Below are 13993 nucleotides of genomic sequence, written 5' to 3' on the forward strand. Positions count from 1 at the left end.
TTTTTGATACCGTTGTAAGTATTAAAAAACGAGAACATATGAAAAAAACACTCCTTACAGCAGTTTTTGCTTTGGTAAGCATTGCTGCATTTTCACAAAACGATTTGGTAAAAGTTGGTGTAAAGGCCGGCTTGAACTATGGTGCTAACGGAGACTATTTTGAGTCGATCGGTGATGCGGCAAGAGATCCTGACCGAAACATGGGTTACCACTTGGGACTTTTCGGAAAAGTAGGCTTAAGCCGTATTTATTTTCGACCTGAATTGATGTATACCAAAACAAAGTCGGACTACGATGGTGATAAGTTTGACATTAGCAAACTTGATATGCCTTTACTGATTGGCGCTAAAATTATAGGCCCGTTGCATGTTTTTGCCGGTCCTTCGTTTCAATACATTTTAGATACCGAGTTTGATGGTATCTCCATAGATGATATTGAAAACGATTTTAGTGTAGGAGCTAATATTGGTGCAGGAGTAGACTTAGGTAAATTAGGAATAGATATTCGCTATGAGAGAGGTTTTAACAGCAACGAAGCTACCTTTATCAATACGAACATTACCAACTTAGGACCTAGCCGCGTAGACGCTCGCCCAGATCAGTTGATCGTTAGTTTATCTTTGACGTTATAAGGAAACTGTTATTATAAAAAGAAAGCCCGAAACCATATATGGTTTCGGGCTTTCTTTTTATATCCTAGAATTACTTTTAATTGGAATCCGAATCTAAATAATCTGGAAACGTATCACCATCAGCATCATCATTAAACAAATAACCGTCATTATTAGTATCTTCTTCAATGGATGGCGTTCCATCACCATCGTGGTCTGTCTGTTTAATAGCCAACATATCCAACTTAAATATTAACGGTGTATAAGCATGTATTACCCCACTTGTCAAATTATAATACCCTAAGCCTGAAGGAAAGATGAACATACCTATCCCATAATCATCTACGGAATATGTACCATCTTCATTGATTACTGCTGGCGCACCACCCTTTAAAAGAGATGCCCCTTCGGAAAAACCTCTAGCGGGAGTACCCGAAAATGTGGAAGTTGCCGGAGCCTGTAAACTAGCTAAATCAAACCACACTGGATCATCCTCACTGCCATCATCAAAAATAGTCCCATCTATAAGGTTGCCTGAATAACGCACAAAAGCCGAATCCGCAACACTCAAAGCATCACCTACACCTTCTCTTACTTCTAAAAAATACAAGGTATGGGTTACCGTAGTTTCTGGACCATCAATAAAGTAATGACTAGAAGGCACATCCACTTCAATAGGAGTCATTTGGTCAATAAGAGGTATTTTATCCGTATCCCCCTCACCTATCTCCATTACGTCAATTTTATAATCAAAATCTTCCGTAGGCGATTGAAACTCCTCGTAGTTGTAATAATGCGTTTTAAGATATTCCTGAATCTCAGCTTCATCATCCACCAAAATTTCGGCCAGTGGCTTTGCTGGTTCAATAGTGGCACCGCCATCATCGTTATTACAAGAGTACAGTACAACTACCAATGCCAATAAGGCAACTATGCGATTCATTATCATCTATTCAATTTTACAGGCGGCAAGATACAATTTTCCCTTATTTTTGTGGAAAGCCTTAACAAAGATTTTTAATAGTTATGCGAATTGATAAGTACTTATGGAGCACCCGCTATTTCAAGACCCGAAACATTGCTTCTACTGCCTGTAAAAAAGGGCAGGTGAAAATTAATGACCAAGTGGCAAAACCATCAAGAGAAATCTACCCAATGGATAAAATTATAGTCCGTAAGGAGCAAATTAACCTTCAACTTACGGTTTTGGACATCCCGAAAAGCCGAGTGGGCGCCAAATTGGTAAATATATATAGAACAGACACCACACCCAAGGAAGCTTTTGAACACAACGAATTACTGAAACAGGCAAAGGAACATTACCGCAAAAAAGGAACAGGAAGACCTACCAAAAAAGACCGCCGGGATATTGAAGATTACCTGGATGATCCAGATGCCACACCAGATAGTTTTATAAGCCCGGAATAAAAAAGAGAAGATTTACCAACGGTTGGCTATCTTTGAAATGAAAATACCCATTTATGGAAAATAAAATACTTACACATCAACAAATTCAACATAAAATTGAACGTATAGCCTATCAGATATACGAGGCGAATGTTGAAGAAAAAGAAATTATTATTGCGGGTATTGATGGCGGTGGACTCAATTTTGCAAAAAAACTACAGCGCGTTCTTAAGAAGGTAACCGAAGCAGAAATCACTCTCTGTAAGGTGCTGATGGATAAAGAAAACCCCTTAGAGAGCGGCGTTACTACTTCAATTCCTGAATCTGAATATACTGATAAGTCAATTGTGCTGGTTGATGATGTCCTTAATTCGGGGACTACCCTAATTTATGGCGTGCACCATTTCTTAAAAACCCCCCTTAAACAACTTAAGACTGCTGTTCTAGTTAACAGAAACCATAAAAAATACCCGGTAAAAGCCGATTATAAAGGCATATCCCTGTCCACCTCTTTACAGGAACATGTACACGTTAAGTTTCAGGCTAAGAATGATATGGTATATCTAGATTAAAATAGACTCCATTTCAGTAACAATTTCCTGCGGATCTTTACCATCGCAACTGATCACCTTGTTTGCCTGATTGTAAAAATAGCTCCGTTCAAAGAGGTGCTTACCAATAAATTCAGGTAATTCCTCTTCCGGAATATTTCTAACCAATGGCCGCTCATCCTTCTCTTTTAAAAGACGCTTGGCCAATTGAGGTATGGATACTTTTAAGTAGAAAGTATTCTCTGTTTTTTCTAGCATGGCCTGCATATTGTTTCCGTAGCAAGGGGTTCCACCACCGGTAGACAATATAAAATTATCGTTTTGGGCCAGCACTTCATTCAAGTATTCATATTCTTTCTTTCTGAAATACAGCTCCCCTTTATTTTTAAAAATATCGGAAACGGACATTTTTTCGGCCTGTCCTATATAATCATCTAGATCTATGAATTCTAAGTTTCTTTTTTGGGATAGCAACTTACCAATTGTGCTCTTACCACTCCCCATATAGCCTATCAATACTATTTTCACAATTTTATTTTGGTGCAAAAGTGGCTTATTTTCAAGGGATTTCAAAAAAAAAGAAATTTATCTTAAAAAGGGCTTGGAAAATAAAGTAATCGACTTATATTTGCACCCGCATTGAGGGAATCAAACCTCATATGTTATTGACCTGGTAGCTCAGTTGGTAGAGCATCTCCCTTTTAAGGAGAGGGTCCTGGGTTCGAGCCCCAGCCAGGTCACCAATTAAATAGTAGCCTCTTACAAAAAAGAGGCTTTTTTATTTAAACGGGTGAGCACATTTTAACGCTTACGTTCTTAGATATTATTGACCTGGTAGCTCAGTTGGTAGAGCATCTCCCTTTTAAGGAGAGGGTCCTGGGTTCGAGCCCCAGCCAGGTCACTTTAAAATTTTGATGATTAAAACAAAAAAGCCCTGAAACAATATTGTTTCAGGGCTTTTTTGTTTTAGATGCAAACCCAGCTTTATACGTGCTTCAAACGGAAATAAACCTTCATCAACGGATGATTAAGCCATAAGTCTCAACTTTCCTTACAAACGAGGATATAATCAATTCTAAGGCCCTATTTCCATCTTATTGCGCTCTATGACCAAACAATAGGATACCTACTTTTATTTTTGCCGAAAAAAGACAAACCTTAAACTGTAGAGTAATTAAAAAAAAACGAACCCTATCCATATAAATAAGAATAGGGTTCGCCTTAAGCAATAAGTAAACTTTAAATAAATGCCTTTACCAGGTTACGCCTCGCAACTAGCACAATCTTTTTTCTGCTTAAATTTTTGTGCCGCATTCATACTATGCTGATAGTAGAGTGATTTTAACCCGAGTTTCCAAGCCGTAACGTGAATCTTATTGATTTCTTTTACCGGCATATCTGGATGCACAATTATGTTTACAGATTGACCTTGATCAATATGGTTTTGACGGTTTGCCGCTTGATATATAATATCCATCTGGTCTATTTCTGAATAAGTCTGAAATACATCTTTTTCAAGTTCCGTTAAGAACTCCAAATGCTGTACAGATCCATCACGCTCACGAATGCTGTGCCACACTTCTGTTGTATTCTTTCCTTTTTCTTCCAATAATTCCAGTAAAAAAGGATTTTTAATGGTCGTTTTAACCTTAGCAATATCCTTTACATAAATATTTGACCAGATAGGTTCAATACCTTGTGAAACCTGCCCCAAAATAAAAGCGGAAGATGTTGTTGGCGCTACAGCATTTAACGTAGCATTGCGTCTACCGTATCCTTTAAGAACAGCTGGCTCGCCAAACTTAGCGGCCAATTCTTCGGAGGCTTTATATGATTTCTCTTTTATCTCTCTAAATATCTCACTATTTAGATTAAAAGCTTCTTGGCTATTAAAAGGCAATCTCTTGGATTGCAATAATGAATGCCATCCTAAAACCCCTAAACCTAGTGCACGGTTATCCTTTGCAAAATTATAGGCGCGTTCCATAAAAAGGAAAGTTTGTCTGTCCTCACGAGAATCAGAATCACGGTACCTTTCTAATTTTTCAATAAACTCTGTAATAACGGCATCTAAGAAATATACCATGGTTTCAACGGCATCCGTATCTTTCCACTTATCGTAATGCAAAACATTTACTGAGGACAAAACACATACAAACGACCAATCATCATTTGATGGCAACATTATCTCCGTACAAAGGTTACTTGCATATATAGGCAAATCCTTTTCTTTATATACGTTTGATGCGCCGTTATTGGCATTATCCGTAAAGAATATGTATGGATAACCCATTTCTCCCCTACGTTGTAACACTTTGGCCCAGATAGAGCGTTTTGCCGTATCTCCATCAATCATTTCTTGCATCCATTTATCAGTAACCGTTACCCCATGGGTAAGCTCTTGAATAGGATTTCCTTCCGTACCAATTTCCAAGAACTCCATAATATCCGGATGCTCAATAGGCAAATAAGGAGAGAAACGACCACGACGAACAGAACCTTGGCTCACCACATCTACCATGGATTCAAAAAGCTGCATAATATGTACAGCTCCCGAAGCTTGACCGTTATTTTTAACCTCAGCACCACGGTGTCTTATTTTTCCAAAATAGCCAGACGTACCTCCACCCATTTTAGACATCATACCAACTTCTGATTGGGTGTATAAAATATTACCCATATCATCATCTATATGCGAACCAAAACAACTGATCGGTAATCCTCTTTCCTTTCCGAAGTTTGACCATACCGGAGATGCCAAAGAGAAAAAACCTTCTGACATATACCCGTAAAACTTATCGGAGAAACCAGGCATACCCAATAGCTGTTCAGCCCTATCCGCAATTTCGCGAATACGCTGTTCCGCAGTCACGCCTTTGGTTAAATAACCTGAATTTAAAAAATTAAGACTGTGGTCCGTAAGCCACTTAAAACCGCCAGTCGGTTCTTTCTTACTATTCTTTAGAGCCTCTTTCCTTGCGATTACAAGTTGATCTTGCTCTGAAATTTTTTCGTCAATCTGTGTGGTGGTAGTGTTTAATTCGCTCATTTAAAAAAGATCGTCACTGGTTATACTTTGAGTTCGTTTACTATAATTGATAGAGCGTTTCACGAAGAAATCGCCATGTTTAGTCCCTATTATTTCATCATCAAACCATTCTGTTTCTGCCAATAGCTTATCGTCGACATCAAATATTTTGTCTATTCCAATACTACTGAGAGAATTATTGAATCGGTTTTTAATAAATTCATTTATAACTGCTTTTGGCAAGAAGTCTAGTTCTCCTTTTTCAAAAATCCAATCTACTATCTCACTTTCCGCAAGGAAAGCTTCATGGCACATATTCTTTATCATGGTATGATATTCCTCATCAAACCAATCAGGATTTTCATCCTTAATGATTTTAATAACATCAATACCAAAGTCACCATGAATTTGTTCTTCCTTAGAGGTTGCTTCAACCACGTTTGAAATTCCCTTGAACATATTCTTATGCTTGTTGAAAGCCATTATTATCAAAAACTGAGAGAACAGGGATACGTGTTCTATAAACAAAGAGAACAACAAAATAGATTCTGCATACTCCTTATTATCTACACTTTTTGCATTCTTAAGCGCTGTCTCAAGATATTGCACACGCTTCATCATTACCGGCTTCTTCTTTAAATTTTTGAACTCTGCATTGAGTCCTAAAATTTCAAGTAAATGAGAATAGGCATCGGCATGACGCACTTCACTTTCTGCAAAAGTAGCTCCTACAGAACCGATTTCCGGTTTAGGCATTTTATGATAGATATCGCCCCAGAAACTTTTCACGGCTACTTCTATCTGAGAAATAGCCAACATTGCATTTTTGAGGGCATTTCTTTCGGGCTCCTCAAGACCTGCTTTAAAATCCTGAATATCACTAGTAAAATTAAATTCTGAATGAATCCAATAAGAATGACGAATGGCCGGCACATACTCATATAACTGAGGATACTCGTATGGCTTTAAATTAATACGCTTCTCAAAAATGTTGGATTTTCTTTTTTGAGCCTGCTCATTACGATATAGAATATATCCTTTGGCAACATCAAAAAAACCAGCTTCCATAAGGTGGGTTTCTACAAAATCCTGTACTTCTTCTACAGTAGGAACATACTTATCATCTAGCGCATTTCTTTCCAAAAGCGAGGTATGAACGTTATTCGCAATACGTTCAGCATCCTGTGGCCCACCATGTGAAGCGGCCATCATGGCTTTCATTATTGCCTCCGTAATCTTGTGTAAATGAAACGGTTTCTTTGTGAAATCTCGTTTTATAAGATGTGTAATTTGCATAGAAAATGAATCTTAGAATTCTTCTGAATAAGAAGTATAAAGGTCTGATTTAAGTCCCTTGTTTTTGCTTAAACTCAACTAATGTTTTCACAGTTTTATTAACAACGATGCTAAACACTACAAAACCAACTGTCTTTTAGAGGGTTGACCAAAGAAAATTAAATGTGATAAAATGACGAAGATTGGTTAAGCCTAAGATGCTTTTACCTATGATGAGAAGTCCTCATATTGTTTGACCAAATCCATGCTTCAAATAGTCTCCCATTTGCATGTTGTGCCAACCACCATCCCCAAAGAAAAACACCAAAAACTGATAAGTACGAGCACTGTTCATCTATGATATTGATAAACTACCAAATCTGGAAAAAAAATCGAACACTTCTATTTCTTTTCTTGAAGTTCTGCTCCCATCAGACCAAACAATGTTCTTATTATTTTTATTTTCTCTTAAGTACCATGTAATCAACCCATACCGTTTAATAATATCAAAACAAACCTCTTGTTAGCCGGTTCAAAATTTACCGTATGAGGAAATTTTCCTCAACTAAAAAAAGCGACAAAAATCGATTAAAACTTAAAATATTGATAATCAGGATGTTATTTCAGAAAATAAATGATAAATTTATAAGGCACACTATTTGAATTGTAAAAGACAACCTTGACCGAGTCATGAAATTTCTGTCTATCAAATAGATAGTGATTCACCATATTAATTAAATATGTTTTCTGTAATACTAGGGTTATAAAATTACTATTAAGCAAACGCTTTTTACTTGGTTCTGCCCAAGTTGTAATACGTACCGGAATTTACCTATACGCACACCCATTGATGGTAGTGTGTTACTGTTAAAGATAGTATTGTAAATATCAAAATATGAACAGAAAAAGGTCATTTTACCCAGAAGAATCCAATAGTTCTACTATAGATAAAAAAAATGAAGTTGAACTTAGTAGATGGACAGAAGATATTGAATACATCAACAAAGAATTAGAATACATTCTGGACACAGAATTCTAGGTCCGTAACCTATAGTATGTAGTAGCCTTTCATTTGAAACACATTCATCCGAGCCCCAAATTTGTATGATGCTATGCCTAGGCGATTTTATTAAACAAATTAAAAACAATTATCATGAGTGAGAAGCTATTATTGCCTACCGATTTTTCTAAGAATTCGCTGAATGCTATTCAATATGCGATCAAGCTCTATGCGAATAAAGATTGTGACTTCTATATTCTTAACACCTATGCCAAAAACACCAGTGGCTTGGACAGCCTTACACTTTTAGACCCGGACGATGCGTTCAACAAACTCTCCGAAAAGCGATCAAAGGAAGGACTAGGCAACATTCTTACTCGTTTAACTTTTAAAAAAGACAATCCTAGACATCGCTTTCACGTTCTTTCGCGCTCCACACTTTATTTAGATGCTGTAAGAGATATTATTGAAAATATGAAAATTGATATGCTCATAATGGGTGCAAAAGGGATAGCCAATACACAAACGGGAAGCTACGGTAAGACCACCATTTCCACAATTGAAAATATTAGAAAATGTCCAGTTCTAATTGTGCCAAAAAAAGCGACTTTTGGGGATTCAAAAGAAATTGTTTTTGCTACCAACTTCAAAACGGACTTTAATCTTTTTGATATACAGCACATAGCTGAGATTGCAAAAATCAGCAACTCAAGTATTCAAGTATTAGGTTTAAAAGAGAATGATACGCTAGATGCTCAACAAGAAAAGAACAAATTAGTACTAGAGACTTATTTTAAAAACATTGACCTTCACTTTAATATGATTCATGATACTAAAATGAACATTGCATTACAATGCTTTGTACAAATTAAAGCAAGTGCCATGATCAGCTATGTGAACAAAAAACAGACTTTCTGGGAAAGTATGGGCTTTGGGAAGTGTACGTTGGAAAAATTGGGCTATTTTGATGATGTACCCATTCTTGCTATAAATGATAAATTAAAATATTCAGAAAATAGCACTTTGCTCAACACCAAAGATGAAATATGGGATGAAGTTTCTCCCTTATATGAAAGCCAACCTGAATCCAATGCCTCTTAAAACATTTTAAAATAAATACCCTGACTATAATCCTTGCCAAAATTGTCTCAATTATTTCGCTATAGGCTGTCTTTCTTCCTTCTATAGCTTAATTTTGCACTCAAATTCTTTAGAAGGAGATTCATGGAACAGGGCATACACAAGATTTTTTACGATTACCTATTAAAAACAGGAATGAGCGAAATTTTCGCCTCCTACCTGAACTTGTTGATTGTTTTTCTAACGGCCTTGATTCTAGCTTGGTTCTTAGACTTTATGATATGGAAAGTCTTACGTTCCTTATTCCTAAAGCTTGCTAGAAAATCTGAAACTAATTTTGACAACTTTCTCGTTGTCAATAAAGTTCCGAGGTATGTAGCCCATATCGTTCCATTAGCCGTATTGTTCAAGTTCATTCCGTTTGCCTTTTTTCATTTTGAATATGCCGGGAATATTGCGCTCAAAATACTCCAAATAGTATTCGTTATATTAACGTTATACATTGTAAAAAGCATCTTTAAGAGTATAAATGACTATTTAAAAACGAAGCCTCGGTTTCGTGACAAACCCATGGACAGCTATATTCAGGTGTTTATGATTTTTGCATGGTTCATAGGTATTTTAACCATATTCGCGATTATTACTGGTGTAGTAATCTGGAAATTCTTTACCGCTCTAGGTGCCGGGTCTGCAGTGATTTTATTAATCTTTAAAGACTCCATCCTGGGTCTGGTAGCTAGCATTCAAGTTAGTATTAACGACATGGTGCGTATTGGAGATTGGATCACTTTTGAAAAGTACGGTGCGGATGGAGATGTTATTGAAATTACATTGGCAACCGTAAAAGTTCAGAATTTTGATAAAACTATAACTACAATACCCACCTACGCCCTTATTTCCGATTCCTTTAAAAACTGGAGAGGTATGGAAGTTTCAGGGGGAAGACGTATTAAGCGTGCATTGATTATTAGTCAAAAAAGCATCCGTTTTCTGTCTGATGAAGACCTATCAACTTTTAAAAAAATTCAACTTATAGAACCCTATCTCATCACCAGAAATGAACAGATAAATTCTTATAATGAATCCAACCAGATAAACAAAGAATTAGCAATTAACGGAAGGAACTTAACTAACATTGGCCTGTTTAGAAAATACGTTAACGATTATCTACAAAACCACTCGGCAGTCAATAAAGGAATGACTTTAATGGTGCGCCAATTGGAACCTACACCCCAAGGCATTCCTTTGGAAATTTATGCTTTTAGCTCGGACAAACGTTGGGAAAATTATGAATACATAATGGCGGACATTTTTGACCATCTTTTGGCTGCATTGCCTTATTTTGATCTAGAAGTGTTTGAGCTTCCAATTACCTTCAACCCCGTACCCACGGAATAAAACAAGGTTTTTAAGTTGAGGAAAAGTTATTCGCATCATAAGTTACCCCACAAGGGTCTCTTCCATTTTTCTGGACTCCCGTATTAAAGCACTGGCCAGCACGGTAGTAGCATCAATAATCAAACTGTCTTCTATCTTTTCATATTGAATAGCAAGTGGTATTTCGGTGCAACCCAGAATTACGGCTTGTGCGCCTTTTCTTGACAAATACGTGGCCGCCTTACTCAGGTTTTCTTTGGCTTTTTCATTTACGGGATTAGAAAACGCCTTAATTCCATAGCTTGTGTCATAAATAGAAGGATGCACAAATAGATCCTGAATATCTTCGGATGGCTGAATTACTTCAATGTTATATTTTGCCAATACCTCTGGATATACTTTTGCTAAAATTGTACCTGTAGTACCCAAAACACCCACCTTCGTAATCTCTGGATGCTTAGTAGATATATGTAAACCTACTTCTTCGATCAAGTTTACCAGAACACAAGATTCTGGAATACTTTTCTCTATTAAACTTAAAATAGGTCTTGCATGCGCCGTATTACAAGGGATACCGATAATACTGGAACCACTTGCAATGAGGGAGGCTATAATTTCCGATATGGCAATACCCGGATTAATATCCGTCTCGCCCATTAGATACTTGGTACGGTCTATAATTTTATGAGGTACTGATAACATCGAAACCGGCAGATGCTCTTGGTCTGATTTTGCTTCGGTAAGGTCGTACACTTTTTTTATTAAATCTATACCTGCATAGCTACCCACTCCCCCTACTATGCCTATTGTCTTATTTGTCATCATTATGCTATACAAAATAAATAGACCCCATTTTATTAGACTAAAATGGGGTCTGCAAAGATACGTTTTATGCCCTTTGAATTTAAAAACTTAATTGAATTATAATTAAGTCCGTATTATGCTTCTTGCAGCATCTCGGTCAATACTTGTTTAAAAACATCTACGGGTTGCGCCCCCGTTAACGCACTCTTCTTGTCAAAAACAAAAGTAGGCACAGAAGACACTCCAAGTCCTTGCCAATATTGCTCTTTAGAAGTTACTTCATACCTAAAGCTGTCATTGTCCAGCCTTGCCATTCCTTTCTCCACATCCAACCCAACATCTTTTAACGCTTCCGCTAAGATATCCCTATCGGAAACATCTTTTCTTTCACTGAAAAAAGCGGTAACCAAACGCATTTTTAGTTCGGTCTGTTTTCCTTTTTCCTTTGCATAATCAAGCAAAATATGGGCATCTCTTGTATTTGCCATTCGCATGCCTTCAAAATAATCGAAAGTAAAGCCCAATTCTTCACCAGCATCTATCATACGTTGCTGAGAATCTTTTTGCTGCTCCAGGGTTGAACCATATTTGTTTGCAATATGCTCTACCAAATCCTCACCCTCTGCAGGCATATGAGGATTCAATTCAAAAGGTTGCCACTCTACTTCAATTTTATCTTCAATACCGAGCTCGGTAATTGCTTTTTGTAAGCGCTTGTATCCAATAGTACACCAAGGACATACTACATCGGAAACAATGTCTAATTTTATTTTTTCTGCCATAACATCAATTTTAATTTAGTAAACTACCTCGGGGCAAGCCTCGGAGCATTTAATCTCGATTATCGAGTAAAATTTAAACCAATTCACTAATCTGGATTATTCCATCAACATTGGAATAATTTGGTACATCTGCGGCGAACTTCTCTGCATGAGGACCAAAAGATTTTTGAAACTCTTCAATTGAATCAAAATATAGATTCGCAATAGTAACAAAAGGAGCACGCTCACCAGGTACCCTACCTCCCAGTCCTTTTTCTACTTCCACCTTTTTCAAGGCACTCCCCACCAAAGATTGAACCATTGGTATATGGGTATTGGAGTAGTATTCATGATTGAACTCTACAGTTTCACTATTTGTATACAGTACGGATACTTTAATCATAATTCTATTTTTATTTTATTCGTGTTGTCTTACTATTTCTATTGCAACGGATTCAGTTTACCTACGGAAAAAGCATCCTATTTAAAACTTTCTACCCCCAACCGAAGCACATAACCATCTGTATTATCTTTTGGCTACCAACTTTAGCAGAAAGTTTAAAAGGCATAAAATACCATTTACCTCTCTATAGTCTTCAAATTGTATAGAACCATACAAAAAAACTGGTGTAGGTTTAGGATTATTTCGTGTTCTATATACTGAGGCTTCAACAAACCCACTGTCTTTACCAATATACAGCAATAGTGGAAAGAATAGCCGTTAGAATTTTTAATTGATTTTTCATGGCAAGCTGGTTGAAACCGATTCTGTTGTTAACGATTAGAAAGAAATAAACCTTCCACCTAAGTGGAAGGTTTATGCACTACCATCAAACTTCGTAAGCTAACAACATTAGGCAGTTTGTCCTTCTTTTTTCCAAGCGAATTTTTGAAAAGCATCATCCACTGGAGTTTCAGCAATATGATTTACGTAGTTACTGATAACTTTTTGTGAAAGACCTAAAATAATCTCCAATAGTTGTCTTTCTTCATAACCGGCAGCGTAAAACGCTTGAATGTCCTCTTCTTTGATATACCCTCTGTCACGAACAATTTTCAACGTAGTTTCGTGTAATACCTGTAATTTCTCAGATGGTAATTCCGTGCCATTTCTTAAAGCTTCGGTAATTGCATCATCAACTTTCATCATTTTGGCTATGGCAGTGTGCGCAGGAACACAATAATGACAAGCATGCTCTACGTTAATAGTTTGCCATACCACTGTAAGTTCATCGTTATCAAAAGATGAATTAACAAAAAGCTCGTGAATGGATTGATATGCATTCAATAGACCTGGTGCCCCAGCCAATACGCCGTGTAAATTAGGGATATTACCGTATGCCTTAATAGAGTTTTCCAGTAATGGCTTACTTTCTTCCGGTGCTGTTTCTAAATTGTAATTTGTTAATTTACTCATAGTTTCAAAATTTTAATTAATTGTTATTTCTATTTTAATTTATTACTAAGCAAATGCTTAGTTTTAGGTCAAAAAATTTTTAAAGGTTCACAAAGGTAAATTCAATAATATCTTTGATTTGCTCTTGGTCGAAAACTTTTGACGAAACAGACAGACCCAATAAACTGTTCATCAAATAATTTGCCTGACCTTCAATTTGCTTTGGCGACTTACCTTCGTCCTGTATCAAATTATTTATAAACAACTGTTTTATATTATCTGCAAAAGCAACCAGTTCTGTTTTAATAATAGGGTCGGAATCATCTTTAATTTCGTTAACCGTATTAGTAACCAAACAACCTCTATTTTTTTCGTCCTCTTTTGCAAATTCTAAAAAATCATAGAAGTATTGTTTAATGCCTTCCTTACCGTTTTTTGACTGCTGAAGTTTATCCGTAATCGCCCGAACCTTCTTTTTGTAATCATCAATGCTTTTCAAAAAAACACCCTGCTTATTACCAAAACTTGAATAAATGGAAAATTGGTTGATACCCATTTCTTTCTCCAACATACGAACAGTAGTAGCCTCATAGCCATTACGCCAGAACAAGGCCGTTGCCTTTTCTATTACTTCTTGCTCATTATATTGCTTTTTTCTAGCCATTATTTCTAAACTACAGTACAAAACTAAGCACTTGCTTTG

15 protein-coding genes and 2 tRNA genes are annotated in these 13993 nt (G+C 36.6%); 8 read left to right on the forward strand and 9 right to left on the reverse strand.

Annotated elements, in window-relative coordinates:
• Window positions 1–38: 38 nt before the first annotated feature.
• Window positions 39–632: a porin family protein gene (locus P0077_RS02055; RefSeq protein WP_276167511.1), complete on the forward strand. Its 594-nt coding sequence runs from the start codon at window positions 39–41 to the stop codon at window positions 630–632.
• Between the two features lie 76 nt (window positions 633–708).
• On the opposite strand, the gene P0077_RS02060 is transcribed toward P0077_RS02055, so the two are convergent.
• Window positions 709–1560 (reverse strand): FKBP-type peptidyl-prolyl cis-trans isomerase, encoded by an 852-nt coding sequence (locus P0077_RS02060; RefSeq protein ID WP_276167512.1) that lies wholly within the window; start codon window positions 1558–1560, stop codon window positions 709–711.
• A 77-nt stretch (window positions 1561–1637) separates the two neighbouring features.
• On the opposite strand from P0077_RS02060, the gene P0077_RS02065 reads away from it, so the two are divergent.
• Both P0077_RS02065 and P0077_RS02070 read left to right on the forward strand, forming a co-directional pair.
• The gene (locus tag P0077_RS02065) at window positions 1638–2039 is read left to right on the forward strand and encodes an RNA-binding S4 domain-containing protein (RefSeq protein ID WP_276167513.1); all 402 of its coding nucleotides are present in this window, start codon (window positions 1638–1640) and stop codon (window positions 2037–2039) included.
• A gap of 53 nt (window positions 2040–2092) precedes the next feature.
• On the forward strand, window positions 2093–2590 hold the full coding sequence (locus P0077_RS02070) for a phosphoribosyltransferase family protein (RefSeq protein ID WP_194524251.1): 498 nt from the start codon (window positions 2093–2095) through the stop codon (window positions 2588–2590).
• On the opposite strand, the gene P0077_RS02075 is transcribed toward P0077_RS02070, so the two are convergent.
• The gene (locus P0077_RS02075; RefSeq protein WP_276167514.1) at window positions 2582–3097 is read right to left on the reverse strand and encodes a shikimate kinase; all 516 of its coding nucleotides are present in this window, start codon (window positions 3095–3097) and stop codon (window positions 2582–2584) included. The genes P0077_RS02070 and P0077_RS02075 overlap by 9 nt on opposite strands.
• 139 nt (window positions 3098–3236) lie before the next feature.
• Between P0077_RS02075 and P0077_RS02080 the strand changes: the two genes are divergently transcribed.
• Window positions 3237–3312 (forward strand) — tRNA-Lys (locus P0077_RS02080).
• Between the two features lie 85 nt (window positions 3313–3397).
• A tRNA-Lys gene (locus P0077_RS02085) sits at window positions 3398–3470 on the forward strand.
• 360 nt (window positions 3471–3830) lie between these two features.
• Here P0077_RS02085 and P0077_RS02090 read toward each other — a convergent pair.
• On the reverse strand, window positions 3831–5618 hold the full coding sequence (locus P0077_RS02090; RefSeq protein WP_276167515.1) for a ribonucleoside-diphosphate reductase subunit alpha: 1788 nt from the start codon (window positions 5616–5618) through the stop codon (window positions 3831–3833).
• Entirely contained in the window at window positions 5619–6893 is a 1275-nt protein-coding gene (locus P0077_RS02095) for a ribonucleotide-diphosphate reductase subunit beta (RefSeq protein WP_276167516.1), read from the reverse strand. It abuts the gene before it with no gap.
• An 874-nt stretch (window positions 6894–7767) separates the two neighbouring features.
• On the opposite strand from P0077_RS02095, the gene P0077_RS02100 reads away from it, so the two are divergent.
• The 3 genes from P0077_RS02100 (at window position 7768) to P0077_RS02110 (ending at window position 10350) form a co-directional block, all read left to right on the forward strand.
• On the forward strand, window positions 7768–7911 hold the full coding sequence (locus tag P0077_RS02100) for a hypothetical protein (RefSeq protein ID WP_276167517.1): 144 nt from the start codon (window positions 7768–7770) through the stop codon (window positions 7909–7911).
• Window positions 7912–8025: 114 nt separating this feature from the next.
• Window positions 8026–8973 (forward strand): universal stress protein, encoded by a 948-nt coding sequence (locus P0077_RS02105; RefSeq protein WP_276167518.1) that lies wholly within the window; start codon window positions 8026–8028, stop codon window positions 8971–8973.
• 123 nt (window positions 8974–9096) lie between these two features.
• Window positions 9097–10350 carry a mechanosensitive ion channel family protein gene (locus tag P0077_RS02110; protein WP_276167519.1) on the forward strand — a complete coding sequence of 418 codons (1254 nt, stop codon included), beginning with the start codon at window positions 9097–9099 and terminating at the stop codon, window positions 10348–10350.
• Between the two features lie 42 nt (window positions 10351–10392).
• On the opposite strand, the gene P0077_RS02115 is transcribed toward P0077_RS02110, so the two are convergent.
• From P0077_RS02115 to P0077_RS02135, 5 genes are all read right to left on the reverse strand, one after another.
• Window positions 10393–11154, reverse strand: a complete 762-nt coding sequence (locus P0077_RS02115) for an aspartate/glutamate racemase family protein (protein WP_276167520.1) — start codon at window positions 11152–11154, stop codon at window positions 10393–10395.
• A 113-nt stretch (window positions 11155–11267) separates the two neighbouring features.
• Window positions 11268–11915 carry a DsbA family oxidoreductase gene (locus P0077_RS02120; RefSeq protein ID WP_276167521.1) on the reverse strand — a complete coding sequence of 216 codons (648 nt, stop codon included), beginning with the start codon at window positions 11913–11915 and terminating at the stop codon, window positions 11268–11270.
• A 73-nt stretch (window positions 11916–11988) separates the two neighbouring features.
• Window positions 11989–12297, reverse strand: a complete 309-nt coding sequence (locus tag P0077_RS02125; protein ID WP_276167522.1) for an EthD family reductase — start codon at window positions 12295–12297, stop codon at window positions 11989–11991.
• A 450-nt stretch (window positions 12298–12747) separates the two neighbouring features.
• A complete protein-coding gene (locus tag P0077_RS02130) occupies window positions 12748–13311 on the reverse strand; it encodes a carboxymuconolactone decarboxylase family protein (RefSeq protein ID WP_276167523.1) in 564 nt (187 codons plus the stop codon).
• Window positions 13312–13390: 79 nt separating this feature from the next.
• Complete coding sequence (locus tag P0077_RS02135; RefSeq protein WP_276167524.1) at window positions 13391–13954, reverse strand: TetR/AcrR family transcriptional regulator; 564 nt, start codon at window positions 13952–13954, stop codon at window positions 13391–13393.
• Between the last annotated feature and the right edge of the window lie 39 nt (window positions 13955–13993).

This window comes from Zobellia alginiliquefaciens, assembly GCF_029323795.1.
GTDB classification, from domain to species: Bacteria; Bacteroidota; Bacteroidia; order Flavobacteriales; family Flavobacteriaceae; genus Zobellia; species Zobellia alginiliquefaciens.